24 protein-coding genes are annotated in these 26022 nt (G+C 59.9%); 11 read left to right on the top strand and 13 right to left on the bottom strand.

What is annotated here, in order from left to right:
- Window positions 1-8: 8 nt before the first annotated feature.
- The 6 genes from MMB48_RS04825 to infC all read right to left on the bottom strand — a co-directional run bounded on the left by MMB48_RS04825 (window position 9) and on the right by infC (window position 4403).
- Window positions 9-923: a segregation and condensation protein A gene (locus MMB48_RS04825; protein WP_080714912.1), complete on the bottom strand. Its 915-nt coding sequence runs from the start codon at window positions 921-923 to the stop codon at window positions 9-11.
- An 18-nt stretch (window positions 924-941) separates the two neighbouring features.
- Entirely contained in the window at window positions 942-1781 is an 840-nt protein-coding gene (locus MMB48_RS04820; RefSeq protein WP_032745242.1) for a ParA family protein, read from the bottom strand.
- Window positions 1782-2028: 247 nt separating this feature from the next.
- Entirely contained in the window at window positions 2029-2955 is a 927-nt protein-coding gene (xerD, locus tag MMB48_RS04815) for a site-specific tyrosine recombinase XerD (protein ID WP_032745243.1), read from the bottom strand.
- A 114-nt stretch (window positions 2956-3069) separates the two neighbouring features.
- Window positions 3070-3453 carry a 50S ribosomal protein L20 gene (rplT, locus tag MMB48_RS04810; protein ID WP_011068013.1) on the bottom strand — a complete coding sequence of 128 codons (384 nt, stop codon included), beginning with the start codon at window positions 3451-3453 and terminating at the stop codon, window positions 3070-3072.
- Between the two features lie 52 nt (window positions 3454-3505).
- Window positions 3506-3700, bottom strand: coding sequence for a 50S ribosomal protein L35 (rpmI, locus tag MMB48_RS04805; protein WP_007052593.1), 195 nt, complete (start codon window positions 3698-3700; stop codon window positions 3506-3508).
- Entirely contained in the window at window positions 3681-4403 is a 723-nt protein-coding gene (gene infC / locus MMB48_RS04800; RefSeq protein ID WP_032682519.1) for a translation initiation factor IF-3, read from the bottom strand. The genes rpmI and infC overlap by 20 nt, the downstream gene beginning before the upstream one ends.
- Before the next feature lie 310 nt (window positions 4404-4713).
- On the opposite strand from infC, the gene MMB48_RS04795 reads away from it, so the two are divergent.
- The 3 genes from MMB48_RS04795 to ybaK all read left to right on the top strand — a co-directional run bounded on the left by MMB48_RS04795 (window position 4714) and on the right by ybaK (window position 7340).
- Complete coding sequence (locus MMB48_RS04795; protein WP_012577271.1) at window positions 4714-5439, top strand: thiamine diphosphokinase; 726 nt, start codon at window positions 4714-4716, stop codon at window positions 5437-5439.
- 239 nt (window positions 5440-5678) lie between these two features.
- Window positions 5679-6737 carry a type I glyceraldehyde-3-phosphate dehydrogenase gene (gene gap / locus MMB48_RS04790; RefSeq protein ID WP_012577270.1) on the top strand — a complete coding sequence of 353 codons (1059 nt, stop codon included), beginning with the start codon at window positions 5679-5681 and terminating at the stop codon, window positions 6735-6737.
- Between the two features lie 93 nt (window positions 6738-6830).
- Window positions 6831-7340, top strand: coding sequence for a Cys-tRNA(Pro) deacylase (gene ybaK / locus MMB48_RS04785; protein ID WP_013410753.1), 510 nt, complete (start codon window positions 6831-6833; stop codon window positions 7338-7340).
- Window positions 7341-7379: 39 nt separating this feature from the next.
- Here ybaK and MMB48_RS04780 read toward each other — a convergent pair whose 3' ends face one another.
- The gene (locus tag MMB48_RS04780) at window positions 7380-8393 is read right to left on the bottom strand and encodes a 4-hydroxy-3-methylbut-2-enyl diphosphate reductase (RefSeq protein WP_265074936.1); all 1014 of its coding nucleotides are present in this window, start codon (window positions 8391-8393) and stop codon (window positions 7380-7382) included.
- A 269-nt stretch (window positions 8394-8662) separates the two neighbouring features.
- Here MMB48_RS04780 and MMB48_RS04775 point away from each other — a divergent pair, with 269 nt between their 5' ends.
- The 3 genes from MMB48_RS04775 (at window position 8663) to MMB48_RS11680 (ending at window position 10881) form a co-directional block, all read left to right on the top strand.
- A complete protein-coding gene (locus MMB48_RS04775; protein WP_032745245.1) occupies window positions 8663-9619 on the top strand; it encodes an aldose 1-epimerase family protein in 957 nt (318 codons plus the stop codon).
- A 124-nt stretch (window positions 9620-9743) separates the two neighbouring features.
- Entirely contained in the window at window positions 9744-10688 is a 945-nt protein-coding gene (locus tag MMB48_RS04770; RefSeq protein WP_032745246.1) for an aldose 1-epimerase family protein, read from the top strand.
- Window positions 10689-10806: 118 nt separating this feature from the next.
- Window positions 10807-10881 carry a 50S ribosomal protein bL37 gene (locus tag MMB48_RS11680; RefSeq protein ID WP_003817083.1) on the top strand — a complete coding sequence of 25 codons (75 nt, stop codon included), beginning with the start codon at window positions 10807-10809 and terminating at the stop codon, window positions 10879-10881.
- Window positions 10882-10953: 72 nt separating this feature from the next.
- Here the strand turns inward: MMB48_RS11680 and MMB48_RS04765 are convergent, their stop codons facing one another.
- Together MMB48_RS04765 and MMB48_RS04760 are read right to left on the bottom strand one after the other, a co-directional pair.
- Window positions 10954-11274, bottom strand: a complete 321-nt coding sequence (locus MMB48_RS04765; RefSeq protein ID WP_007055264.1) for a hypothetical protein — start codon at window positions 11272-11274, stop codon at window positions 10954-10956.
- Complete coding sequence (locus MMB48_RS04760; RefSeq protein WP_032745247.1) at window positions 11274-12026, bottom strand: sigma-70 family RNA polymerase sigma factor; 753 nt, start codon at window positions 12024-12026, stop codon at window positions 11274-11276. The genes MMB48_RS04765 and MMB48_RS04760 overlap by 1 nt, the downstream gene beginning before the upstream one ends.
- Window positions 12027-12200: 174 nt before the next feature.
- On the opposite strand from MMB48_RS04760, the gene MMB48_RS04755 reads away from it, so the two are divergent.
- Together MMB48_RS04755 and MMB48_RS04750 are read left to right on the top strand one after the other, a co-directional pair.
- Window positions 12201-13754, top strand: a complete 1554-nt coding sequence (locus MMB48_RS04755; protein WP_032745248.1) for a UDP-N-acetylmuramoyl-L-alanyl-D-glutamate--2,6-diaminopimelate ligase — start codon at window positions 12201-12203, stop codon at window positions 13752-13754.
- An 89-nt stretch (window positions 13755-13843) separates the two neighbouring features.
- On the top strand, window positions 13844-14839 hold the full coding sequence (locus MMB48_RS04750) for a lipid II:glycine glycyltransferase FemX (RefSeq protein WP_032745249.1): 996 nt from the start codon (window positions 13844-13846) through the stop codon (window positions 14837-14839).
- Between the two features lie 118 nt (window positions 14840-14957).
- Here MMB48_RS04750 and smc read toward each other — a convergent pair whose 3' ends face one another.
- Window positions 14958-18635, bottom strand: coding sequence for a chromosome segregation protein SMC (smc, locus tag MMB48_RS04745; protein ID WP_032745250.1), 3678 nt, complete (start codon window positions 18633-18635; stop codon window positions 14958-14960).
- Between the two features lie 60 nt (window positions 18636-18695).
- Window positions 18696-20285, bottom strand: a complete 1590-nt coding sequence (locus MMB48_RS04740; protein ID WP_032745252.1) for a bifunctional folylpolyglutamate synthase/dihydrofolate synthase — start codon at window positions 20283-20285, stop codon at window positions 18696-18698.
- Between the two features lie 1252 nt (window positions 20286-21537).
- On the opposite strand from MMB48_RS04740, the gene MMB48_RS04735 reads away from it, so the two are divergent.
- From MMB48_RS04735 to MMB48_RS04725, 3 genes are all read left to right on the top strand, one after another.
- Window positions 21538-22389 (top strand): hypothetical protein, encoded by an 852-nt coding sequence (locus MMB48_RS04735; protein WP_050496316.1) that lies wholly within the window; start codon window positions 21538-21540, stop codon window positions 22387-22389.
- A gap of 303 nt (window positions 22390-22692) precedes the next feature.
- On the top strand, window positions 22693-24282 hold the full coding sequence (locus tag MMB48_RS04730; protein ID WP_032745257.1) for an aminopeptidase P family protein: 1590 nt from the start codon (window positions 22693-22695) through the stop codon (window positions 24280-24282).
- Window positions 24279-24800, top strand: coding sequence for an NUDIX hydrolase (locus MMB48_RS04725; protein WP_032745258.1), 522 nt, complete (start codon window positions 24279-24281; stop codon window positions 24798-24800). Before MMB48_RS04730 ends, MMB48_RS04725 begins: the two co-directional genes overlap by 4 nt.
- 109 nt (window positions 24801-24909) lie before the next feature.
- Here the strand turns inward: MMB48_RS04725 and MMB48_RS04720 are convergent, their stop codons facing one another.
- Entirely contained in the window at window positions 24910-25089 is a 180-nt protein-coding gene (locus tag MMB48_RS04720) for a DUF6903 family protein (protein WP_012577257.1), read from the bottom strand.
- Window positions 25086-26018 (bottom strand): carbohydrate ABC transporter permease, encoded by a 933-nt coding sequence (locus MMB48_RS04715; RefSeq protein WP_012577256.1) that lies wholly within the window; start codon window positions 26016-26018, stop codon window positions 25086-25088. The genes MMB48_RS04720 and MMB48_RS04715 overlap by 4 nt, the downstream gene beginning before the upstream one ends.
- Between the last annotated feature and the right edge of the window lie 4 nt (window positions 26019-26022).

Here is a 26022-nt window from a genome sequence, read left to right as displayed (position 1 = left end):
CGCCGTCCTTACGCAAAATCGCCTTCGGAAATGTTCACGTCGCTCATCGTTTCGTCTACGCCGGGCACCCACCTCAGATGCAGTTCGGCAAACGGACCATCTTGCTGATACTGCAGCACACCTTGTTTGAAGAACACGAGCACGGCCATGAACCGAGCCACCACCTCAATACGAGAAGTGCAGTCCCGGGTCAATTCGCTGAACGACATCGACTGGTCTCCCTTGAATTCCAGTGCCGCGATCAGTCGGTCGCGCACCACCAGCGATTGGGCCCGCAGATCGACCAGCGGCACGTGCAGCTGGTGAATCGATACTTCGGAGGCGGGCGCGTTGGCGATGACCTGGGCGGCCAGTTGGGCGAGTTCGAGCGGGGTCAGCGTCCATACCAGCTCAGGCAGCATGGCGGCAACGGCCTCGTCCATGGCCGCCGGGTGCGGGAATCGGCCGGAGTTGGCGGCGATACGCGCCCGGAAGTCACCTGCGGCCTGCTTGTAGGCGCGGTATTGGAGGAGTCGGGCGAACAGCAAATCGCGTTCGCGCAGTGCTTCAAGGCTTTGCTCGTCGTGCTGGCTGTCTTCGCTGCCGGGCAGAATCGCCACGCTTTTGGCCTCGACCAGAATAGAGGCGATATCGAGAAAGGCGCTGGCCTCATCCATGTTTTTCGCGAAATCGAGCCCACGCACGTATGTCAGGAATTCCTCGGTGATCGAGGAGAGGGAAACTTCGGTCAGCTCGAGTTTGTTGTTGGCGATCATGCCGAGCAAGGCATCGAACGGACCGGAATAGACTTCGAGGTTGACTTGGAAGCCGGAGGTGGCGGATTCCTCCGTGCTGATTTCGGCTTCCGCGGAGTTCCCCTCAGCCTCGCTACGCGAGCCAGCTTCCCTCAGAGAGGGGAGCCGAGAAAGGGAAGTCTCATTCATCGTTTATCGAAACAATCGTTACGCCACGATGCCGCGAGCAATGAGCTCACGTGCCACCTCACGGTATTCCTTTGATGTCTTGTGCTCAGGGGCATAAACCACCACGGGCGCGGCGGCAACCGTGGAATCGGGCAGTTTGATGGAGCGGGAGATGAACGTGTGGAACACCTTTTCGCTGAACGCCTCGTAAATGCGCTGGCAGACCTCTTCGCAGTGCAGTGTCTTGGTGTACATGGTGATGAGCACGCCGTCCACTTCCAATGCGGGATTGATGCGGGACTGCACTTTTTCGATGGACTGCATAAGTAGGGCCACGCCACGCAAGGCGAAGAATTCGGCGGCCACGGGAATGATCACGCCATCAGCTGCGGCAAGCGCGTTCACGGTGAGCAGGCCGAGCGATGGCTGGCAGTCGACGATGATGAGATCGTATTCCGACTTGAGCTTGCGCAGCACACTGTTCAGGATCTGCTCTCGGCCCACTTCGGTGACCAGTTGGACCTCGGCGGCGGACAAATCGATGTTCGCCGGAATCACATCGATGTTCTCGAATGCGGTGTGCTGCACCACATCATGTGGATCCACGGAAATATCGAACAGCGCGGTGTAAATCGTGTTCTCCACGGTATTCGCGTTGACGCCCAGTCCCACAGTGGCGGCGCCCTGCGGATCGAAATCGACGATAAGCACGCGGCGGCCATACTGGGCCAACGCACCGGCGATATTGATGGAGCTGGTGGTCTTACCTACGCCGCCCTTCTGGTTGCACATGGCAATGACGCGCGCCGGACCGTGCTGTTGCAGCGGTCCGGGTGCGGGGAAGGTTTCGTATTCACGTCCAAGCAAATCGGTAGGCATACTGTCTACCTTATCAATATCCATGTTCCGGGGTGGTGTAACGACATACGCTTCGTCCATGGGCAGCGTGCCTTGACGGAATGCGCCGTCTTGCCCGTGGTCGACACGCCGATCTGCCATGCCTGGACCTCCGTCGAATCCTGATCTCACCTGACCAGCGTACTCTTATCCGTTCGCCAATATCGCCGCAAACACGTTGCTTCGACATATCGCGGACAACCCGTCTCATCACCTCGCCAGACATCGGTCATCGCGCCCGAGGATGGGCGGTGAGATACGTTTCGATCAGGGTTTCCGGACTTACATGCGTGTAGATCTGCGTGGTGGTCACGCTGGCGTGCCCAAGCAGTTCCTGCACGGTGCGCACGTCCGCGCCGCCTTGAATCAGGTGCGTGGCGAAGGAATGGCGCAGGGTGTGCGGATGGAGTGGTTTGGTGATGCCGGCCCGTTCCCCGGTTGCTTTGACGATTTCCCATACCGATTGCCGCGAGATGCGCTTGCCACGTTTGTTGAGAAACAGTGCGCGTCTCTCGGGAATCTTGGTGCTGGAGCGCCGTTCCAGCTCGCCACGCCCCGCATTGAGGTATGCGGTGATGGCCCGGCATGCGTAGCTGCCCAATGGCACAAGCCGCTGCTTGGAGCCCTTGCCCATGAGTCGCGCGATGTGCTCGTCCAGGTCGATGTCGTCCAGATTCGCGCCGGTGGCTTCCGAGACGCGGCAGCCGGTGGCGTACATGAATTCGAGCAGGGCCTTGTCCCGCAATACCACCGGATCGGTTGATCCGCCGACTGCCGCCGTGTCGAGCAGACGGGTTACCTCGTCCACGGTGAGTACGTCAGGCAGGGTGCTGGCACCTTTGGGTGCCTTGACTGCGGCAGAAACGTCGGCAGTCACCGCGTGCTGACCGAGCGCGAAGCGATGGAATTCGTGGATCGAGGCCAGTCTTCGGGCTTTGGAGCGGGCGGACTCCCCCGCCTGGCCAAGGGCGGCGATGTAGTCTTCGACGTCTTGTTTGGTTATGGCGTCCGGTTCGTGGATGCCGCGGGTTTCGAGCCAATCAATGTATTTGGTGATGTCGGATTCGTAGGCGGTGACGGTGGCCGTGGCGAGTCCTCGCTCCACGCCGATGTGGACGAGGAACTGCTCGGTGAGTCTGGTGAATCCGTTGGTCATGAGTTTGTTCTCTCCCCCACCCGCTGCGCGGGAGCCCCCTCGTCAGAGGGGGCTAATAATAGGAAACCCCGCTCGGAAGCGGGGTTTCTAGTGTGAAGTCACGACTTCAAGCAATCAGGCCTCAACCGGAGCGTTGACGTCCTCAGGCAGGGCGGCCTTGGCGGCGTCCACGATGGTCTTGAAGGTGTTCGGGTCGGAGACGGCGATCTCAGCCAGAGCGCGACGATCCAGCTCGATGCCGGCGAGACGCAGGCCCTGGATGAAGCGGTTGTAGGTGATGCCCTCAGCGCGGACGGCAGCGTTGATGCGCTGGATCCACAGCTTGCGGAAATCGCCCTTGCGAGCCTTGCGGTCGCGGAAGTTGTAGTTAAAGGAGTGCAGCAGCTGTTCCTTGGCCTTGCGGTACAGGCGGGAGCGCTGGCCACGGTAGCCGGAAGCCCTCTCGAGAACAACGCGACGCTTCTTGTGGGCGTTCACTGCGCGCTTGACACGTGCCATAATCTATTCCTCAGCTTTCTAAAGTCTTATTATTTCCGGGTAAGCCCTATGCTCACTTCTGCAGAAGCTGGTGCAGCTTCTTGGCCTGGCCGCCGCGCAGCACATCGTCGGCGGACAGTTCACGGCGCTTGCGAGCGGACTTGTGCTCGAGGTTGTGGCGCATGGCGGAACCGACATGCTTCACCTTGCCGGTGCCGGTGATCTTGGCGCGCTTGGAAGCGGCGGAATTAGTTTTCATCTTCGGCATTGCTGCCCTCCTTGCTGGTTTGCTTCTTGTCGGAAGTCTTCTGAGAAATCGCGGACTGCGCGTCGGCCGCGGCCTGAGCCTGAGACTCCTGCTTGGCCGCGAGACGAGCCGCCTGGCGAGCCTGACGCTCGGCGCGGGACTCGGCGCCACGACGACGCTGCTCGGACTGGGTGTGGACCTTCTTGCCCTTCGGCGCAAGGGTCATGATGATGTTGCGGCCCTCCTGCTTCGGCTTGGACTCGACGGTGCCGTATTCCTCGACATCGTCGGCCAAACGCTGCAGCAGTTCCACGCCACCAATCGGGCGGGAGATCTCACGACCGCGCAACATGATGGTGACCTTGACCTTGTCGCCTCCGTTAAGGAAACGGGTCACATGGCCCTTCTTCACGTCGAAATCGTGGTCGTCGATCTTCAGGCGGAAACGAATCTCCTTGATTTCCGCGGTGCTCTGGTTGCGGCGAGCCTCACGAGCCTTGATCTTCTCGTTGTACTTGAACTTGCCGTAATCAATGAGCTTGGCGACCGGAGGCTTCGCGTTCGGGGCCACCTCGACGAGATCGAGGTTTGCCTCCTTGGCCAGGTTCAGCGCGACGGAAGTCGCGATGACGCCCACCTGCTCGCCCTTCGGGCCGATCAGGCGTACCTGCGGGACGCGAATCTCGTCGTTAATACGTGGTTCGTCGCTGATGATGACTCCAATCCTCTACTTTAATTCCGTGGCGAGGTCCTTTGCTGGAGTCCTGTTCAATGCTTTGGGTTCATGGCAAGCCAAAACCAGCGCCAATATGCGCTCAGCTTCTGCAGACGCATATCAGTTCTTTGCGTCATTCCTGATTGCGCGTTGTATATCGCAATCGCTAGGCTGTTTGCCTTGAACCCGAGGCCTTGAAAGGCTTCCAGGTGGGGTTGCCCCGCTTTCTTGATTTCTCAAGCCAAATAGGAATCCTACCACACGCCCGGACATTCGCGGCCCGTGTGTCGGTGGGTGGATACCGGCTACAGTGGGCATCATGGCTCAGGTATGCGTGATTTTTGGTGCGGGCGAATACTATGCGGGCACGCCCGTGGTGCCGGCCGGCGCGTATGTGGTGGCGGCCGATGGCGGGCTCGACCATACGCGCGAGTTGGGCATCGTGCCCGATGTGGTGGTGGGCGATTTCGATTCGCTGGAGGGCCGGCCGCCTCGCACTGATGTGCGCACCATCGCGCTGCCCGCGTTGAAGGACGACCCGGACATGCTTTCCGCGCTGAAGGTCGGTTGGTCGGCGGGTTGCCGCGAATTCCATGTCTATGGCGGTTTGGGCGGCCGCATTGACCATACGATTTCCGGCATTCAACTGATGGCATTATTGGCCCGGCATGGGGCAAGCGGGTACCTGTATGGTGACGGGCTCATCGTCACGGCCATCACCGATGGCAGGCTTTCGTTCCCCGCGCATCCGGTGCCCGAGGACGGCCGTATGGTGTCGGCGTTCTCCCACTCCGATGTTTCGCTTGGCGTGAACGAACCGGGGCTGAAATACGAGCTCAAGAACGGCACGCTGACCAATACGGTGGTGCAAGGCGTCAGCAACGAGTTCCGCGACGGCGTGGACGCGGCCATCAGCGTGGAACACGGCACACTGATCGTCACTTTCCCCATCGAGGTGGCATTGCCTCAGGTGAGCCGATTTCACGAATTTGGCGGCGATATCGGCGAGCTGGACACCGCAGTGTCCAAGCTGCTGGTTCGCTGACTCGCGTATCGTGCGCTTGCTCGTGATGATTCAAGACATTCCTCCAAAGGAGAGGAAAATCACATGTCGGTTGCGGGCAATCCGAATTGTGAGCGCTCACAGAAAATACGGCATTTTTGCCCAAAACGCACGCTGAAACGTTGCCATGTGTACAGAGTCGGCATTACAGTAGCAACTGTTGGTAAACAATGGCCCGGTGTGCCAAAGCGCGCCAAGGCCACCCTACAAGGGAGAATTACATGACAGTTAAGATTGGTATCAACGGCTTCGGTCGCATTGGTCGTCTCGCCTTCCGTCGCATCTTCGAGCTGCAGGCTCGCGGCGGCCAGGCTGGTGACATTGAAGTTGCCGCCATCAACGATCTGACCACCCCGGCTACCCTGGCTTACCTGCTGAAGTACGACAGCACCCACGGCACCTTCCGTCATGACGATGGCACTCCGGTTGACGTCAAGGCCACCGAAGACTCCATCATCGTCGACGGCAAGGAATACAAGGTCTACGCCGAGAAGGACGCCAACAACATTCCGTGGGTCAAGAACGACGGTGTCGAGTACGTGCTCGAGTGCACCGGCTTCTACACCTCCGCTGAGAAGTCCCAGGCTCACATCAACGCTGGCGCCAAGAAGGTCCTGATCTCCGCCCCGGCCAAGGATGACACCACCCCGACCGTTGTGTTCGGCGTGAACCACGACATCCTCAAGGCTTCCGACGTGATCGTCTCCGCCGGCTCCTGCACCACCAACTCCATGGCCGCCATGGTCAAGCTGCTGGACGAGAAGTTCGGCATCAAGGCCGGCTTCATGACCACCATCCACGCCTACACCGGCACCCAGATGCTGCTCGATGGCCCGCGTGGCACCAAGACCGGCCGCAACCTGCGCGCCGCCGCCATCAACACCATCGCCCACTCCACCGGCGCTGCCAAGGCCATCGGCAAGGTCGTTCCGTCCGTGAACGGCAAGCTGCAGGGCCATGCCCAGCGCGTCCAGGTCCCGGACGGCTCCGTCACCGAGCTGACCACCGTTCTGAACACCGAGACCACCGCCGACGAGATCAACGAAGCCTTCAAGGCCGCCTTCTCCGACACCGAGTACTACGGCTACAACGATGAGGGCATCGTCTCCTCCGACATTCTCGGCGACACCCACGGTGGCGTGTTTGACCCGACCCAGACCGACGTCAACACCATTGACGGCGTGACCCTGGCTCGCACCGTGTCCTTCTACGACAACGAGTACGGCTTCACCTCCAACATGATCCGTACCCTGCTGTACTTCGCTGAGATCTCCGAGTGAACCACTGCGGTCTAGGCCGCTACGGTTCGTTTGAGAACTAAGCTGTGAGACCCCCGCCTTGTGCGGGGGTCTCTTCGTAGTAGAACGGTAATCATGGCAAAGAAAAGCAAGCATGATAAGGGCGCGGGTTCCACTCCGGCGACAGTCCAACTGGAGAAGGCGGGCGTGGAATTCCACGTATACGAATACGAGCACTCCAACGACCATATGGATGACGGCTACGGCGTGGAAGCGGCCACCAAGCTCGGCTTCGACGAGCATCAGGTGTTCAAAACCCTAATGGCGGACACCGGTTCGGAGCGTGTGGTAGGCGTGGTACCAGTCAGCGGACATATGGACCTGAAGGCATTGGCCGCAGCCGTAGGTGCCAAGAAGGCCTCTATGGCCGATCCCAAGGTCGCGATGCGTGAATCCGGCTATGTGGTAGGTGGCATCTCGCCGTTGGGCCAGAAGACACGTCATAAGACTGTGTTGGATGAAAGCGCCCTGCAATTCGACCAGATTCTGGTCTCCGGCGGCAAACGCGGACTGTCCGTAGGCGTGAACCCGCAGGACCTGCTCAAGGTCTTGAACGCCGTTGCCGCACCAATCGGCACGTGGTGACCGTTCTTGGCTTCCCTCGGTGAGGGGAGCCAAGGATGACTACTTCTCCCTGCGCAACTCCGCCGGCAGCACGAAGTGCATGTTTTCTTTGATGGTTTCGATGGACTTCATACCGGTGAAACCCAAGTTTTGCAGAGCGTCAATCACACCGGACACCAGTTCGTCCGGCACGGAGGCACCTGAGGAGACCCCCACGGACTCCAGTCCGACGAACCACGCCGGGGCAAGCTCGCTGGCATCATCCACGCGATACGCTTTGCCGCGCTTCCCCAAGCCCTCCTGCGCCACCTCCATCAGTCGCACGGAATTCGAGGAGTTGGCCGATCCGACAATCACCACGCAATCGGACTGCTGGGCCACCAGTTTGACCGCAGCCTGACGATTCGATGTGGCATAGCAGATATCCGAACTCGGCGGCTCTTGAATCCACGGGAACTTGGCCTTCAGCGCGGCAATGGTGCCGGCGGTCTCATCCACGCTCAACGTAGTCTGCGAGAGCAGCACCAGCTTGGTGTCGGGCGCAAAATTCAACGAATCGACATCCGATTCATGCTCGATCAAGTACACATGTTCGGGACTCTCCCCCACCACGCCGACCGCTTCATCGTGGCCCTTGTGCCCGATATAGACGATTTCATACCCCTCACGCACGAAACGCAGCACCTCACGGTGCACCTTACCCACCAGAGGGCAGGTGGCATCCACCACATGCATGCCACGACGTTCGGCTTCCGCCTTCACTACCGGAGATACGCCATGGGCGGAAAACACCACCGGAATACCCGCTTGGGCAGCAGCATCCGGAATCTCCGCCAATTCCTGGACGAACACCGCGCCTTGCCCGGCCAAGTCCTCGACCACATGCTTGTTGTGTACGATCTGCCGGCGCACATATACCGGGGGCAGCCCATCCTCGCGCGTCCGCTTTCCGGAAGCCTCCGCGGCTTTGAGAATGGTCTGTACGGTAAGAATCGCACGGTCCACACCCGCGCAGAAGCCTCGCGGATCAGCGAGCACAACGCTTTTGGTCATCGGAACCTCCTGAACGTCAATAGTGTTTTCCAGTGTAAGGCAGGGATTACAGGAATCTGCCGTCACAACTATTCCGTGTCTCCCACGAATCACCGGTTTCCAAGGAATCCACGTGCTTCTCGCATGATGGTGTGAGACTCGTCACTCCACGTATTGCTACCGTGTCTGTACGAATTGTTTATTATATGCCGGCTATCGCCAATCCCCGCCTCGATAGAGGAGACGCGCTAGACTGGAGCCAGCGATAGCAGGAGCTACCGGCTCACCAACCTCACTACGGGAGTGATTCCATGACGAGTAAAACACCACGCACCGGAAATCAGTATTCGATTCACTATGGCGATTATTCCGCCGTCATCTGCGAACTCGGTGCCAAGATTCGCCGATTCGATTATCAAGACAAGGAAATTTTCTGCCCGTTCGGCGTCAACGACCTGACCCCCACCTGTAACGGCTATGTGCTGGCCCCGTGGCCGAATCGCATCGAAAACGGCGAATACGATTTCGATGGCAAGCATTACTGCGCGCCGGTTAACGAATATCATCCCGCACCGCGCAACAATGCGAACCACGGATACGCCTACCACTACATGTGGAAGCTTGAATCGTTGACCGATAGCGCCGTGACGCTTTCGCTGCGCTTCCCCAACCTGGACGGATACCCGTTCGATGTGACCGTGACCGTCACCTACGAACTCGGCGACAACGGCATGACCGTGACCGTCAATGCCCGCAATGATGGCGACGAGCCGGCACCGTGGGCTCTCGGCCTGCATCCGTGGCTGGCCAACGGCAAGCAGGGCGCGACTGTCGCCGAACGCGATGCCGACTCCGCCGCCTGCCACCTGCAGATTAAGGCCGACAGTCATGTGACGGTGAACGAGGCGCTGATTCCCACCGGCACCGAACCGGTTACCGGCATCTACGACCTGAACGATGGCCCGACGCTCGAAGGCCGCGCCTTTGATGATGCCTGGGTCGACGTGGAGCGTGCCGCCGATGGTACGACCACCACCACATTCACCCGCCCGGACGGTATTGAAGTGAAGCTCATTGGCGATGAGACGATCAATGCTTGGCAGTGCTACACCGCCACTGGCGCGCCGTTCTCCGAGCATCCGTATGGTATCGCCGTCGAACCGATGACCGCCCCGGCCAATGCCTTCCGCACTGGTGACCACTTGGTGACGCTCGCCCCCAACGGCGACTACACCACTGTGGTCCGCTACGAAGTAGCCCAGAAGTAGTTCCGTTACGTTGGCTCCCCGCCAGAGGGGAGCCAATTATTTATCCTTATGTGCCGCCGCGTCTTGGGACTTGTGCGATACGATTGTGAGCGGTAACAATCTGTTTCACCAAGGAGTGTGCACTATGGCTTTGAAGCCTCGCACTGGTAACCAATATGTCATCTCGGCCGGCGAATGGGGTGCCGTCGTCACCGAAATGGGTGCCAGCCTGCGCGAGCTGAAGTGGCGCGGCGAAGACCTCATCGTCCCCTTCGACCCGAACAAGGTCATCCCCTGCTGCAACGGCTGGGTGCTGGCACCGTACCCGAACCGCGTGACCAATGGTCAGTATTCTTTCGATGGCGAAGACTACCAGATGCCGATCGACGAGTTCGACCGCCAATCCTCCCTGCACGGCTACGCCTACCGCTACATGTGGGAGCTCGTTGATTTGCAGGAATCACATGTGACGCTCTCCTGGCGCTCCCCCGACATCGTCGGCTACCCGTTTGATATCACTATCACCGCCACTTATGCACTTGACGAGAACGGTCTCACGGAAACCTTCACCGTGCACAACAACGACAGCGTGAAGGCCCCGTGGGCATTTGGCATCCACCCGTGGCTGGCCAACGGCAAGCACGCCACCGGTCAGGCCATTACCGCCGACAACGAGTCCTGCCGTCTTGAGCTGCACTGCGATACTCACGTGACCGTAGACGAACACCTGCTACCCACCGGCGAAGAGCCGGTTTCCGGCATCTTCGACCTGCGCGATAACCCCACGCTGGAGGGACGTGGCTTCGACGATGCCTGGACCGATATCACCAACCGCGGTGAAGATGGCAGCACTTCCGCCGTGTTCACCCGCCCCGACGGCATCAAGGTCACGCTGACCGGCGACAAGACCATCAACTCCTGGCAGGTGTGCACCGGCAACGAAATCGACGAGAAGGCTCGTCAGGCCGGCGTGGCCGTCGAACCGATGACCGCCTACGCCGACGCCTTCCGCACCGGCAAGGATCTGGTTGTGCTCGAGCCGGGCGATGACTACACCACCGTGGTCACCTTCCACGCCGAACAAATCTGAAAAACCGAATAACCAAGCCTGACGATCATCGCCACATGGACACCCGTGTTGCATCACGTCGTACTTATGTGGCATAATTCCGAAGGCTTATTTTTTTACTGCAGCAAAGGAGTCCATCATGGGCATGCGCGGACGTAAGCGCAAGGATCGTCGTAAGAAGGCCGCCAACCACGGCAAGCGTCCTAACGCCTGATTCTTCGCGTTTCTTATAGAACGCTCAAGGCCCGTCTGATGATACATCAGACGGGCCTTGTTGTATATGTCGTTACTTATCTTCGCCGCAGCAGTGATCAAGCGTGGCCTTGAGCCGGGCCATCAGACATTCGGGCGCCACATCCGGGCGCAAGTAGGCACGCAACGCGGCAATCAACGCCTGTTCACGCTCGTCGCAGCAGGTACGGGGGTCAAAACAGTCGCCCTCCGTAACGATATGCACGTCTGTCTGGACCGACGCAGCGGCCGAGCCGGTATCTACTGAACGATGATGCACCGCCGTGATATGCACTTCGGTCTGGCTTACCGTGCCATCGGCCGCCGTACGGGTTATGGAGATATGGCGAGTACGCTCTACCGGCTGATCGTTCATCAGATCTCCTTTCCCGAAAGCTTGCTTGACTGTTGTGGCGTGTGGGCGTGAGTCGCATGACTATGTCTCACTACGGCTTGCGTGTCGCCATTGCTACCAACAGTTTGTTCACTACTTTCATTATGGCCGGAATCGGCGATTCGACCAACGTTTTCGCTCAACTTCGCGGATGGTGAACCAGCCGACGAACCAGTCACGTACCCGCGCTCTTTCGCATACGAGGCGAGCTCACGCTTGAGTTGCGTACGGGCGCGATTCAGGCGGCTCATCACCGTGCCGATTTTCACGCCCTGCTCATCGGCCACCTGCTGGTAGGACTTGCCGTCGATGGCGGCGTCGATGAACACCTGCCGGCGTTCCGGCGAGAGTTTGGCGAGCGCGGTCATGATTTCCTCGGGCGCGAAGGCGTCCAAATATTCCTCTTCAGCGGACTTGAGCCCGTCCGACGTATGTTCGGCGGCATCGTAAATGTCCCAATCGTCGTATTCGCCAGTGGAGTCGTTGGCACGCTGCGGGCGCCGCTTGGCCTTGGCATACTGGTTGAAGTAGGCATTGCGCTCGATGGTGGTCATCCACGCCTCGAAGTTGGAGCCCGGCTGGAATGAGTCGAAGGCCTTGAACCCGCGTTCGAAGGTGTCCTGGACCAGATCCTGCGCGTCATCGGGATTGTTGGTCAGCCTCATCGCCTGCCGGTACAGTGCATTGACGGCGGGCATGGCGTGCTGCTCGAATCTGGCGCGCTTGGCTGCCATGGACTCGCCCGATCCGGCCGACTGCCCGGATTGCGTAGTTGCTTCGCTTGTCGTCACGGTTCACCATTCTAATCAAATCATGTGCCCATATCGTGGTCGATGACGTGTGAGCCACAACACGCTGCACCCCACCTGTAGAATGGCGTATCGGCTAGATAATAGGGAGAAACAATTATGGCTTTGACTTTGGCTTCGGCCGCTGACCTGCTCAAGGAACACCATCTGCTGCGTGAAATCATCCAAGGGGATGTCTGGACCGACGACCCGGCCCGTATCGCTTCGACGGATGAACCGTTCGCCGGCATCACCTACGACACCCGCAAGGTCACGCCGGGCACCCTGCTGTGCTGCAAGGGCCGATTCAAGGCCGAGTATCTGAACGGCATCGACGAAGCCGGCCTGGCCGCATACGTGGCCGAAACCGAGTACTCAGCCGCAACCGCCGCCCCCGGCCTGATCGTCAACGACGCACGCAAGGCGATGAGCCTGCTGTCCGCCGCGTTCTACGGATATCCGCAGAACGAGCTCACGGTCATCGGCGTCACCGGCACCAAGGGCAAGACGACCACCTCGTACTTCACGCAGGCGCTTATCAACGCCGTCTCCGGTGGCAAGGCCGCATTGTTCTCCTCGGTCGATAATTGCCTTGACGGCCACACCTACGTCGAGTCCGATCTGACCACGCCCGAATCGATGGACGCCTTCCGCATGATGCGCGAGGCGGCCGATAACGGCATGGAGTATCTGGTGATGGAGGTCTCCTCCCAGGCGTACAAAGTGGACCGCGTCTATGGCCTGACTTTCGATGTGGCCGCGTTCCTGAACATCTCCCCCGACCACATCAGCCCGATCGAACACCCCACGTTCGAGGATTACCTGTATTGCAAGCGCCAGATCATCGCCAACGCGAAGTCGCTGGTACTCGGCGCGGACAGTCTGCACGCCGATCTGTTGCGGGAGGACGCGGCGGCAGCCGGCATCGGCGCAACCACCTTCGCCCTGCATGACGCGGATAATGCCGGCACCAGTGCGGACGTCGTCGCCTGGCCCGCCGACCCGGAGCACGCCTCCTTCCACATCGCCGACGGAGATCAGACCCTTGGCGACTACCATCTGTCCATCGATGGCGACTTCAACTACCTCAATGCGGCGGCGGCCATCGCCATCGCCCATGCGGCTGGCGTATCGCTCGATGACGCCGACGCACTGCACGCCATCGAATCCGTACGTATCGCCGGCCGTATGGAACAGTTCCGCGACCCGCAGTCGAACACGCTCGCCATCGTCGATTATGCGCACAACTACGCATCCGTCACCGCGCTGCTTGACTTCGTCTACGAGCGTTGGGGCGAGGAAAACCCGCGTATCACGCTGGTGACCGGATCGGCCGGCAACAAGGCCTACGATCGTCGTAAGGAAATCGTCGAGGCGGCCGAGAACCGTATCGCGAACTTCATTTTCACCGCCGAAGATACGGACACCGAGCCGTTCATCGACATCTGCATGGAAATGCAAGGCTACATCACGAACAAGGATGTGGCCTCCACGGTGATTTCCGACCGTCCGACGGCCATCACCAACGCCATTTACGATGCCCGTGCGCACGCCGACCGATTCAACATCCTGCTGATTATCGGCAAGGGCAACGAGCGTTGGATCAAGGACCATCACAAGCATGTGCCGTTCGACGGCGACGATCACGTCGTCGAACGCATGTTTGGCTTGTGACGGGATTCCGGCCAATCAGATCACGCGCAATACGACCAAACCAGAAACACGACATACGGATACGAACGAAAAAGGATAGCTGAATCGTAATGATCACGTTGGAGAAAGTTGACGGAGCCACACTGGAAGCCGAAGCCGAGAAGGCCGGCATCACGTTGCCCATCGAACAGACCAAGGTTTGGTCTGGTTTTCAGGCGGATATCGACGGACGCACGCCATGGGGCGATTATCTGATCAAGCGTGATGGTGAATTGGTCGCCGTGATCTCCTTTATCGATTTTGAGACGCACGGTTATCATTATCTGCGCTCGATGCATGGGCCGGCGTGGGTCGCCAAGCCCACCGAGGCTGAGGAGCGCGAGGTCGTCGACGCCATCGTGGACACCGTCAAGAAGGCCGACAAGAACATCGCGTTCCTGCGTATCGACACCTGGTTCGCCGATGGTACGGAGAAGGTGCTCTCCACAGTGCCGTACGACCAGACCGTGATCATCGACGTCACCGGTGGCGATGATGAGATTCTGGCTCGGATGAAGCGTCGTGGACGCCGTGACGTGCGCAAGTCTCTGCGCGAGTGCCCGGCCGAGGTTGCCGATGAGACGGATAAGGCGCTGGCCGATTTCTCCGAATATTACGATGTGATGGTCGAGACCGGCCAGCGCGATGGATTCACGCCTGCTCCGATGAGCGACTATTACGATATGATCGGCGCGTTGGGTGCCGACCATTGCCGTGTGTTCGCCGCACGTATTGAAGACCGTGTGGTGGCATGGTCGATTGTCACCGTGAACGGCACACATGCGGTGCGCTACTATGCCGGCATGCGCAACGAGGTTATGCGTCTGCATGTGACCGACAAGCTGCTGTATTCCGAATGCTGCATCCTAGGCTCGCAGGGTATTACTGAATACGATCTCATGGGCATTGGCTCCGACTTCGCGCCGTCTCTCAAGGGCCTTAACGAGTTCAAGTGCAAGTTCACCGAGGAAATCACCCCGGTGGCCCCCGCCCGCGACGTACCCATCAAGAAGGTCTTCTACAAGACGCTGCAGACTGTACAGGGCGTGCGCAAGGCATTGCGCTAATACCGCCCCGCTCCCGCTGGCGGGAGCTGTCGAACGAAGCGAGACTGAGGGCGGTCTTTCGATATGGACCGCCCTCTGTCACCTGTGGTACCAGTTCCTGCCAGCGGGAACCATTCGTTTATCGTTCGAGTTTTTGACTCACCACGGCTGTTACGCCATCGGCTCTCATGGTTACGCCGTAAAGCGCGTCGGCAATCGACATGGTGCGTTGCTGGTGCGTAATGATGATGAGCTGCGCATGGGCGCGTAGCTCATTGAACGCATTAATCAAACGGGTCAGGTTCACGTCGTCCAACGCGGCCTCGACCTCGTCCATCACATAGAACGGGCTGGGGCGGGCGGTGAAAATCGCGAACAGCAGCGCCAGCGCGGTCAGCGAACGTTCGCCGCCGGACAGGAGGCTCAGCTGTTTGACGCGCTTGCCGGCCGGGCTGGCCTCGACCAGTACGCCGGTGGTGAGCATGTCTTCCGGGTTTTCCAGGCGCAGTCGTCCGGTGCCGCCTGGGAACAGCGTGGCGAACATCTGCTCGAATGCCTCGGCGGTATCGTCGAACGCGGATTTGAACACCTGGACCATCGTGGAATCGAGATCCTTGATGAGCTGCATCAAATCGTCACGTGATTTGACCACATCGTTGCGCTGATCATTGAGATACTTGTTCCGCTCCTCAAGCGCTTCGAATTCCTCGGTGGCCAAAGGATTGATCTTACCGAGTGCGGCCAGATCGCGGCGAGCCTTATCGAGACGCTTCTTCTGCTCCTGACGGTTATACGGCACGGTCTTAAAGAGGGCGGAATCGCCGTTGGTGCCGGTCTCTCCCCCGGTTTCTCCCTCTTCGGTCTCAGACTCAGCTTCCGTCTCATCCAACGGCACAGGGTTGCCCTCATCATCCAGCACGGGCACCGGCTGTTCGGGGCCGTAACCACTAACCAATTCCTCCAAAGTGAGACCGAGTTCGTCGGACACTTTTTGCATGAGCTGCCCGGATTCGGCGGCCAACCGTTCGCGGTTTACATCCAAGGCATGTTCGCGCCCGGTCAGATCGGTGACCTTGGGCTCGATCTGGTTGCGCTGCGCGCGCAGGGCCTTGAGTTCCTCGTCATGGCTGGAGGCGGCGGCCTGCAGCTCGTCTCGTTTGGCGGCCACGTCATGCAGCGTATGCTCTATCATGGCGGCCACTGCTCGCGCGTCATCGGCCACGCCTTGCAGGTGTGCGGCCTGCTCGCGTCTGCGATCGTTCAACGCCTCGATGCGGGCGCGGCGTTCGGCGGCTTCTTTGGCGTTGTCCCGCAGCAGCCCGGCCTGTCGGCTCAGTGACTCCCCTTTGCGGCTTGCTTCGGTCCACGCGATTTTCGCGGCGACCTCATGCTCGCGAGTCAGGTTCAGTTCGCGCTCCAGCGTGCGTTCACGTTCATCAAGTTCGTCGAAATCGGCATGTTCCGCTGTGGATTGCTGGGCCGATGCCAAAGCGCGATTGAGATCGTCGAGCTTGAGCTGATGCTCGTTGCGATTCTCTTGGGTCTCGGTGATTTTCCTATCCAGCTGCTCGAGCTGACGGGTGAACGATGCGACGCGGTCTGTGGCGGATTTCAGAGATTTCTCCGCCTGTTGGGCTTTGAGCCGGGCTTCGGTGCGTTTGGCGGATTCCTGGTCGACGAGTCGGGCCGCTTCATCGCGTTTGGCTTTGGCCTCGGCCACTTGCTCAGCCATTCCGCCGTCTTGGGCGGTCAACTGTTTGACCTGTGCCAATGCTTTGTCTCGACGGGCGGCCAGAGACAGGTCCGATTGAGAGATGGAAGAGCCGCCGACCGCCGCCACGCCGTGTGTGAAGGTCTCGCCGTTCTTGGTGACGGCCCGCATGGCTTCGCCGGATGCCACGATGTGCTGTGCTTCGTCGGCGGTGCCGGCCATGGCTACATCAGCCAGCAGGAGACGCACGGTGTGCACGACAGCTTCGGCCTGCGCCTGGTTCTCTGCATCCGGGTTCGCGGTGACGAGTGCTGCCAGCGCGCTGCCCGATCGCGGGGCGGCCGCCGTGTTCTCGGCGCTACTCTCCTCCGACTCCGTGCCCGGCTCTGTGGCGGAATCGCCGGCAATGCTCGCGGTCAGCACCACGGCTTTGCCGAGCTTATCTTCCCGAGCGCGTTCGAGGGCGTGCAACATGTTGCCTGCCTCGGGCACCACGATAGCGCTGGCATACTGGTCGAGCGCGTGGGCCACGGCATCTTCCCAGCCTTCGGCCACATGGATGAAGTCGGTGAGTCGGCCAAGCGAGGCCACGTCCGTATCACGCTCCAACGATCCGGAAGCATTGCGGCTGCCTAGCGTGTCGGCAAGCGCGTCGGCCTTGGCTTTGAGCGAGATGATCTTGGACTGTATCTCGCGCTGCTTATCGGCGAGTTCGTTCAGTCGTTCGCGGCATTCGGCGAGCGTCGCACGTGCGGCGTCCAATGCGGCACCGTCATCGTCGGCAATGGAGTCCGCTTCGCTGCGCAATGCGTCCAGCTGTTGCTGGGCATCGTCGCGCTGGGAAGTCAGCGAGTCACGTTGGGAGGCGTAATCCTTGGCGCGGCTGGTCGCCAGTTGCACGGCGGATTCCTCGCGGGCGATGAGTTCGCGCAGTCGGGCGATTTGTGCATCGCGCTCCTGTGCGGTTTTGCGCAGTTCTGTCAAGGTCTGGCGGACTGAGGCAAGCTTCTTCTCGTCGTCGGCGCGTTCCTCGGTGGCCTTGTCAAGTGCGATGCGTGCATCGGCCACGGCCTTGGTTTGTGCCGCGGCCTGAGACTCCAGTTCCTCGGCTCGTTTGACGAGCATGCCGGGATCCTCACCGAAGTTGGTGACGATCTGGCCGGTGAGTGACCGGCTGCGCTCTTCGGCCAACTGGGCGAGCGCGTTCAGTCGTTCACGGGTCTGTGAGAATTCATGCCAGTATTGGTTGGCCTTGGCGATGGCCGGACTGGATTCAGAGCTCAACGCCTCGACCTGTTCGATGCGTACTTTGACGTGGGCGAGTTCACGTTGGGCGACGGCCAGCTGGTTGCGCACATCGCCAAGCTCTTGACGTACCGTGTCGCGGCGGCTCATCGAGCGTTGGGCGTCTTCGGCATACAGGCGTGCTTGGGCGTCGCGTACGGATATCTGAATCGCGTCGGCGCGCCGGGAGATGCGTGCCTGGCGTCCGAGGGGGCCGAGCTGGCGGTGAATCTCCCCCAGCAAATCGTCAAGTCGACTCAGGTTCGTTTCGGTATTGGCCAACTTGCGCAACGCGCGTTCCTTGCGCTTGCGGTGCTTCAGGATGCCGGCGGCCTCTTCGATGAACGCGCGGTGGCCGGACGGGTCGGCCTTCAGAATCGCATCCAATCGTCCCTGACCCACAATCACGTGCATCTGCTGGCCAAGACCGGTATCGGAGAGGAGTTCCTGAATGTCGAGCAGACGGCATTGCGAGCCGTTGATCGCGTATTCGGAGCCTCCGTTGCGGAAGATGGTGCGGGATATGGTGACTTCCGTGTAATCGATATCGAGCGTGTGATCGGAATTATCGATGGTCAGGCTCACCTGTGCACGGCCCAATGGCGGGCGGGAGGACGTGCCCGCGAAAATCACGTCCTCCATCGAAGTGCCGCGCAGGTTTTTGGCGCCCTGCTCACCCATCACCCAGGTCAGGGCGTCGACGATGTTCGACTTGCCCGAACCGTTGGGGCCGACGACCGCCGTGATGCCGGGCTCGAAGCGCAGCGTGGTGGCGGAGGCGAAGGATTTAAATCCGCGGAGGGTGAGTTCCTTGAGATACATGGCGTGAGACTGTTTTCCGTATGTCGGGCGTCCGGGTATCCGATATGCCTTGGATTCGGGTTACCGGGCGTCGGCGGAATCGTCGGTGCCTGTGTCGGCACTGGCCGTGCCGGTGCCGGCGTTACCGGCGTCACTGGCCTGTTCCTTACCGAGGCCGAGGACGTCGAACACGTCGAAGTCGTCCGGGCTTACCGAATCCTCGAGGTTGTCGGCGGCCTCATCCTCGGCCTTGTCTGCCGGCCGATCCGAACCGTCCGGACCAACCGCCGGCTGATGGACGGCCATAGCCTGCCTCATCGTGGGGCTGGCGTGTTCCTCAAGCATCAGGCGTGCGTCGCCGGCGGTGACGAAGCTGCCGCAGATGAGCACGCCGTGGCCGTAGCCCACGCCCAACTCGTCTTCGGCATCGACCATGTTGACGGCAGCCTGAATCGCGTCGGGCAGGTTCGCTTCCTTGATCACACGGTCACGGCCGAACACGTCCACGGCAATCTTCTCAAGCTCATCGGCCGGCATCACACGCTCGCGCCACGAGTTCTCGGTGACCACCACGGAGCTCAGGATCGGCTCCAGAACACCCAGATATTCCTCGACTTGCTTGTCGCGCATCATGGCGACCACACCGACCAGCTGCTTGAAGTCGTAGCTTTCCTCGATGGCCTTGCGTAGGGCTTCGGCGGCATTCACGTTGTGTCCGCCATCCAGAATGATGGTCGGCGAGGTGCGGATCTGTTCGATGCGGCCGGGAATCTTGACCGAGCTCAACGCCTCGGCCACCAAGTCGCCGTCCAGCGGGCCATTGACCGGAATCACCACTTCGGCGGCGACGAGCGCGGCAAGTGCGTTATGGGCCTGATGCTCGCCGAACTTGACGATCGGCACGCCCTCGTAAGTGCCGTTGGGCGTGGTCAGGGTGGCGACTTGTCCGCCGACTGCAGCCATGCGGTCGGACACGGTCATTTCGTAGCCGTCGCGCACGAGCGTGGCGTGGTTGCGTTCGGCGGCTTCGGTGAGAATCGGCATGACGGCTTCCTCATGCGGCTGCGGGCCGATGATGGCGGTGCAGTTCGGCTTGATGATGCCGGCCTTCTCGGTGGCGATCTGTTCGACGGTGTCGCCCAGCCACTGCATGTGGTCCATGTCCACCGGACCGATGATGGCCGCATCCGCGTTGAGCACGTTGGTGGCGTCCCACAGGCCTCCCATGCCGACCTCGACGATGGCCACGTCCACAGGCGTGTCGGCGAACTTCCAGATGGCCATGGCGGTGAGCACCTCGAAGAAGCTCATCTTCGGCTTGCCTTGCTCCTCCATCTTGGCGTCCACCAGGGCCACGAGATCCTTGGTCTGGTCCCAGATGTCGATGAAATCGTCGTCGGACAGCTGCTGGCCGTCGATGGCGATACGCTCGTTGATCTTCTCCAGATGCGGCGACGTGTACAGGCCGGTGCGCATGCCGTAGGCGCGGCAGATGGCCTCGGCCATGCGTGCGGTGGAGCCTTTGCCGTTGGTGCCGGTGATATGAATCACTCGGAACGACTGCTCCGGGTGGCCCAGGATGTCGAGCATCAGGTTCATCCGGTCGAGATCCAGATTGGTGGTGTTATGCTCCGGCGGGCGGCTCATGATGTCCAGTTCGACGTCCCGCATGCTCTCATTGTTCCGATTCGGATGCTCGAATGACATATTCTCTTCTAACCTCTGCTCGTGTTGCTGTTGCACCGTTCGGAGTGCGTATGCCACTTACGTGTTCGCGCCATTCTCGTCATGTCTACGCATGCCCGCATATATTCCGCTTCCGCATGCGCAGGAAGCTCCCCTCGCACAGGTTTGCCCTGCATGGTTCGGGATTCTTGCCTTCACGCGTGGAGTCACACTCCTCAATTCCCTCTATCCTAGCCGCCGGGGTGGTTTATCGTGCGCGCACAGTGAAACCGTCTCATATGTCGCCGCCGCGCGGGCGGCCTTTTCCTGCAGCGCGCACAGTGAAGCCGTCTCATATAGTTGCAATGCGGCTCTTGCCGTCGGCATCCCATTCTTAGTCGGCTGCAATCCAAAACTTGTATGTCCGGCGACGCTGATGCTATTCAGCGTCGGTACAGTGCCAGCTTCTGGCGGTACACCGACGCTATGATGCTCTTGCGAGTCGGCAGCTGGCCAAAACCTGGATTAATCCCGACTCCATCGCCTCTCAGTGTCGTCTCCTCGCCAAGGCATGCCATTCTGCCGTCGTTGAGAAATTTCAACGTCGTCAATCGACCATGTCTTGCCCCGGAAACGACTCTCACAAACATCCGCTACATCATCTTTTGAACTCGCAGAGGCTCATTCACTGTTATGACTGCTCTCACCGTCGGCAGCCGTCCAAGCCCTGGATCTATGCCGCCAATAAATCGCAGCAAATCGTCGGCCACGATACAACCATTGGACTCACGCCGACGCTAGATTCCACACTCAGACAGAAGCCAGCCAATATCTGAATCAGCACCGACGGCGTACAAAGCATAAGCACTGTTAACCGTCAATTCGCCGCCCTCTACCAGCTACATCCGCCTTCGCCGATGATATCTTGTTCGAATCCCCAAAGCACGTTGTTCGAATGACATTACTGATGGTGGATAAGTTTTGCATGTTATCCACTATTCCGAATTAGTGGCCTAATACCTTGAAATTATCGGGAATATCTCACTCCAAGACAGCCAAGCTCCGAGGCTAGAACCACAATGGCTGAAATTCATACTTACGCTGCTTCGTTCCGGCTACGCTCGACGTCATGAAGACACACAAAGCAGTGGCCTCGCTCATATCAGCCGCGCAGAATGAGCTGAGATGCGTCTATTCAAGAAATGAAGCGGAACAGACCGCTCTACGCCGCCGTGCCCAGAGTGGCGAGTTGTTGAAAGTGTATGACGGCATTCCCAGTCTTTATGCAAATACCGCATACTGGGATGGTTTGACGCCGCCGGAGCGAACGTTGCATATGGCCCGCGCTCTTGCGCAAGAGCATCCTCAGTGGGTTTTTGGCGGCTTGGTGGCAGTAAGTGCTTATGGATTCGAACATCAATGGCATTTGCATGATGGCTGCATAACCATCGTGACTTCCGATCATGGATCTCGTCAATGCCATCAGCGCTTACGACATGTCTATATGCCCGATATGAACAATCCGAAGACGCATTACGAGGCCTCCGGCCTATCCCTGATATCACCGGCTAGAACCTTGGTCGAGGCCGCCATAGACCTTGATTTTCGGTTTGCGTTGCCGATCTTTGACTCGGCCCTTGCCAAGGGAATAACCAAGGAAGAGATAGCCGCCGACTGCGTTCAATGGAGAATCGATTATGCCCGAGTATTCCGCCTGCTGCGCTATGCAAACGAAAGGAGCGAGAATGGTGGAGAATCCCTCGCGCGAGGCACCATCATCGAGGATCGCTTCCTCACGCCGCGTATTCAGGTAACGGTGACCGACCCGCAGACGAATACCGAGCACCGCGTTGATTTCGTATGGAAGCTCGATGACGGGCGCGTGATAGTGGCCGAATACGACGGCACACAAAAATACGTGGACCCAGCCATGACCGATAACCGCAGCATTCAGGAGGTAGTGGCCAAGGAACGAGCACGCGACGAAGGACTGAAACGAGCCGGTGCCACCGAAATCGTCCATTTCACATACGCCGACACCATCGAACGCACTCCGCTGCGGGTAAAACTGATCAAAGCCGGGGTGCCTCAGGTGGAGACCTCCGCATAGCAGTGAGTCCCGCGACGCGATAAACCTTCATCGCATGGGTTCACATGGATTCAGCCCGCAAAATATGTCAATATCAATCGACAAGCTCCAGCCCAAGCCCATGCCCCTCTCCTTCCCTGCCGAGAACAATAAACGGGCCCGCATTCCAGCCCGATGCACTCGCCATATGGACATGTCCAGAAGACCGTCCAAATTCCGTACTTGGTTTTACCGTCAGCCGTCAATCGTGGCACATCGCATAAAGCCGACTAGTATGAAGTGGGAATCGATGATTCGACAACAACTACATACAGGAGAGTGGCAATGGGTGAAGTGATCACCGCCAAGGACAAGGAATATGAGGCCGAAGAGCGCGCTACGGCGCCGGGCGCGAACCAGTCGATGAGCGACCGCGTGAACAACCGCTCGCTGCGCCCGCAGTCGGCCGCATTCAAGGAGTTCATGAAGTCCGGCTGGGCCGACGACGATCCGGAGATCAAGCCTCTCGAATCCTCCAAGTTCATTCCCGCCCGTCTTGAGGCGCTGGGCAAGGCCTTCCCCGGCGAACGTCTGGTCATTCCGGCCGGCCAGCCGAAGGTGCGCAACAATGATTGCGATTACATGTTCCGCCCGGACACCACGTTCGCCTACTACACCGGCCTGGGTTCCGATTATGAAGCTGGTGCCGTGCTGGTCCTGAACCCGGTCGACCCCGACTCCCCCGAAGCTGCCGCCGGCAAGACCCACACCCCGGAACTGTTTGTGGCGCCGCGCGCCGACAATTCCACCGAGGACTTCTTCATGTCCGCCCACTACGGCGAATACTGGGTTGGCCCGCGTGCTGGCCTCCAGGAGATGCAGGCGATGACCGGCATCGAAACCCACGACATCGCCCAGCTGGCTGACGCCCTGTCCAAGGACGTGGGTGCCGAGGCCGGTGCCGTGCGTGTGCGCGTGGTCAGCGAGACCGACCCCGAAATCACTTCGATGGTCGAGTCCATCCGCGAGGCCAACGGTTTCGCCGATCCGGACAAGAACTCCGCATCCGACGACAAGCTGCATGAGTTCGCCGCCGAGGCTCGCATGGTCAAGGACGCTTACGAGATAGGCGAGATGCGCAAGGCCGTGGACGCCACCAGGCATGGCTTCGACCGCCTGCTCTCCTCGCTGCCGGCCGCGCTCGACAAGCCGCGTTCCGAGCGTATCCTCGAAGGCGCGTTCAACGCTGTATCCCGTGAGCTGGGCAACGCCGTCGGCTACGACTCCATCGTGGCCTCCGGCCCCCACGCCCCGATTCTGCACTGGATGCGCAACACCGGTGTGGTGAAGAACGGCGACATGCTGTTGGTGGATGCCGGCGTTGAGGTCGATTCCCTGTACACGGCCGACATCACCCGTACCTTCCCGACCAACGGCAAGTTCACCGACTTCCAGAAACGTCTGTACCAGGCCGTGCTCGACTCGCAGCAGGCCGGTTTCGAAGCCGCCAAGCCGGGTGCCACCTATTCCGACATCCACCACGCCTGCATGCGTGTGATCGCCGAGCGTCTGCACGATTGGGGTCTGCTGCCGGTGAGCGTCGAGGAGTCACTGTCCCCGCAAGGCCAGCAGCACCGCCGTTGGCTCGCCTGCGGCGTGGCCCACCACTTGGGTCTTGATGTGCACGATTGCGCGCAGGCTCGTTTCGAGTCCTATCAGGGCGCGCCGATTCGTCCGGGCATGATCTTCACGATCGAGCCCGGCCTGTACTTCCGTGAGGATGATCTGCTTATTCCGCCGGAATACCGCGGCATCGGCATCCGTATCGAGGACGACGTGCTCATGACCGAGAACGGCCCCGAATGGATTTCCGCCGGCATCCCGAAGACCATCGAGGGAGTCGAGGCGTGGATGTCGGAACGGGCCAACGCATGAGCACGCCCCCGTTCATTCTGGAACTGCGTAAGAAGATCGGCCATGATTTGTTGTGGCTGCATGGCGTGACGGCATGCGTACTTGACGAACATGGACGCATACTGCTGGGTCGGCGCGCCGACACCGGCGAGTGGGCGATGGTGTACGGCATCATCGACCCGGGCGAGCAGCCTGCCGACGCCGCGGTACGCGAGGTGAAGGAGGAGACCGGCGTGGACGTCGTGGTCACCGACTTGGTGTCCGTGAATTCCGAGCAGCGTATCCTCACCTATGCCAACGGCGACCACGCGCAGTATATGGATCATTCCTTCCTGTGCGCGCTCAAGCCCGGCGGCAATGCCGAACCGTTTGTGGGGGATGACGAAAGCCTTAACGTCGGCTGGTTCGCATTGAACGAATTGCCCTCTCCCCTAGCCCATAGCACCACGGAACGCCTGTCGGTGTTCCGCCGCTATCTTGAGGCCAAGGCGAAGGGCGACGCCCATGCCTTGTTCATGGCCGACGGCCGGATGCACTAGCCGCGGCTCGTGCGCCTTCGTTTCTTGCCCTTTTTCATGGGAGGGGCGAGAAACGGTGTGAGGCAACGGCCTGGGTGACCAGGCCGTTGCCTCACACCGTCCGGCCGGATCATCGGTTATGCGCGTTGTACCACCACACCACGCCGATCACGCCGGCCAATCCGATGAGTTCCAGGCAGAGCCCGTCCCATCCGTCACGACCGACGCCGACGATGGTCAGCACCACGAAACAGACATACAGCGTCACTTTGACCGTCGTGGCGATCACGCTTTTCGTCCTGTCGCTCATTTGATTCCTCCCATGGTCGAGGTTTCGAGGAGTTTCTTCTGCACGACGGCGTAGAAGATCAGCACCGGCACCATGACGATCACCATGCCGGCGTACAGGCGCCCGTAGTTGGTGGCCGCCTTCTGCGTCTGCATGAGGTTGAGCAGGCCCACTTGCACGGTGCGGTTGTTGCCGGTCATGAGGGTCATGGAGATGATGTAGTCGTTCCAGTAGGTCAGGAAGTTGAACAGCATCGACATGGAGATGGCGGGCATGGCCATCGGGAAGAAGATGCGGGTCATGATCCTGGTTTGCGAGGCGCCGTCGATCATGGCGGCCTCCTCGTAGTCCTTCGGGATGGAGGCGAAGAAGTCCTGGAGCAGGAAGATGGTGAATGGCAGCGACGTCGAGGCGTAGACCAGCGCCAGGATGAACACGTTGTTCACGAAGAACCCGTTCGGCATGATGTTGTAGAGCAGCTTGTCGGCGTCCACAAGCATCAGGAAGATCGGCACGACGATGTAGTTCACGTTGATGAACAGGCCGGCCTGAACGGCGAGTTTGAGAATCTTCTTGCCCGGAAAATCGAAGCGCGCGAGCACGTAGGAGCAGGGCAGCGCGATCACCAGCACCATGGCCATCGACATGACGGTGACCAGCACCGATGTGCCGAAGTACTGTCCGAGCTTGGCGTCCACGAAAGCATCCGCATAGTTCTGCCAGTGCAGGCCCTTGGGCCAGGTCCAGGGTGATCCGTAGAACTCGCTTTTATCCTTGAACGAAGCCACGAACACCCACAGGGTGGGGATGGCGATGCCCAAGGCGGCGATTACCAGCACCACCTGGCCAACCATGCGGCCCGCCGTCCATGAATGGGCCGAACCTCGATCGGCCGCCGGACGCACGCGCCTGGAGTGGGCCGGTCTTCCGGAAACTGATGAATAAGCCATGATA

This window comes from Bifidobacterium sp. FKU (assembly GCF_026016385.1).
Lineage (GTDB): Bacteria > Actinomycetota > Actinomycetes > Actinomycetales > Bifidobacteriaceae > Bifidobacterium > Bifidobacterium infantis.
The sequence above is the reverse complement of the archived record's forward strand: the minus strand, read 5'-3'. Positions and strand labels throughout refer to the sequence as shown.

Bases quoted from the DNA above. Each gene is read 5' to 3' on its own strand.
- MMB48_RS04825 (WP_080714912.1), bottom strand. From the start codon at position 923: ATGAATGAGACTTCCCTTTCTCGGCTCCCCTCTCTGAGGGAAGCTGGC.
- MMB48_RS04820 (WP_032745242.1), bottom strand. From the start codon at position 1,781: ATGCCTACCGATTTGCTTGGACGTGAATACGAAACCTTCCCCGCACCC.
- xerD (WP_032745243.1), bottom strand. From the start codon at position 2,955: ATGACCAACGGATTCACCAGACTCACCGAGCAGTTCCTCGTCCACATC.
- rplT (WP_011068013.1), bottom strand. From the start codon at position 3,453: ATGGCACGTGTCAAGCGCGCAGTGAACGCCCACAAGAAGCGTCGCGTT.
- rpmI (WP_007052593.1), bottom strand. From the start codon at position 3,700: ATGCCGAAGATGAAAACTAATTCCGCCGCTTCCAAGCGCGCCAAGATC.
- MMB48_RS04795 (WP_012577271.1), top strand. From the start codon at position 4,714: ATGGCTCAGGTATGCGTGATTTTTGGTGCGGGCGAATACTATGCGGGC.
- gap (WP_012577270.1), top strand. From the start codon at position 5,679: ATGACAGTTAAGATTGGTATCAACGGCTTCGGTCGCATTGGTCGTCTC.
- ybaK (WP_013410753.1), top strand. From the start codon at position 6,831: ATGGCAAAGAAAAGCAAGCATGATAAGGGCGCGGGTTCCACTCCGGCG.
- MMB48_RS04775 (WP_032745245.1), top strand. From the start codon at position 8,663: ATGACGAGTAAAACACCACGCACCGGAAATCAGTATTCGATTCACTAT.
- MMB48_RS04770 (WP_032745246.1), top strand. From the start codon at position 9,744: ATGGCTTTGAAGCCTCGCACTGGTAACCAATATGTCATCTCGGCCGGC.
- MMB48_RS04765 (WP_007055264.1), bottom strand. From the start codon at position 11,274: ATGAACGATCAGCCGGTAGAGCGTACTCGCCATATCTCCATAACCCGT.
- MMB48_RS04760 (WP_032745247.1), bottom strand. From the start codon at position 12,026: ATGGCAGCCAAGCGCGCCAGATTCGAGCAGCACGCCATGCCCGCCGTC.
- MMB48_RS04755 (WP_032745248.1), top strand. From the start codon at position 12,201: ATGGCTTTGACTTTGGCTTCGGCCGCTGACCTGCTCAAGGAACACCAT.
- MMB48_RS04750 (WP_032745249.1), top strand. From the start codon at position 13,844: ATGATCACGTTGGAGAAAGTTGACGGAGCCACACTGGAAGCCGAAGCC.
- smc (WP_032745250.1), bottom strand. From the start codon at position 18,635: ATGTATCTCAAGGAACTCACCCTCCGCGGATTTAAATCCTTCGCCTCC.
- MMB48_RS04740 (WP_032745252.1), bottom strand. From the start codon at position 20,285: ATGCGGGACGTCGAACTGGACATCATGAGCCGCCCGCCGGAGCATAAC.
- MMB48_RS04730 (WP_032745257.1), top strand. From the start codon at position 22,693: ATGGGTGAAGTGATCACCGCCAAGGACAAGGAATATGAGGCCGAAGAG.
- MMB48_RS04725 (WP_032745258.1), top strand. From the start codon at position 24,279: ATGAGCACGCCCCCGTTCATTCTGGAACTGCGTAAGAAGATCGGCCAT.
- MMB48_RS04720 (WP_012577257.1), bottom strand. From the start codon at position 25,089: ATGAGCGACAGGACGAAAAGCGTGATCGCCACGACGGTCAAAGTGACG.
- MMB48_RS04715 (WP_012577256.1), bottom strand. From the start codon at position 26,018: ATGGCTTATTCATCAGTTTCCGGAAGACCGGCCCACTCCAGGCGCGTG.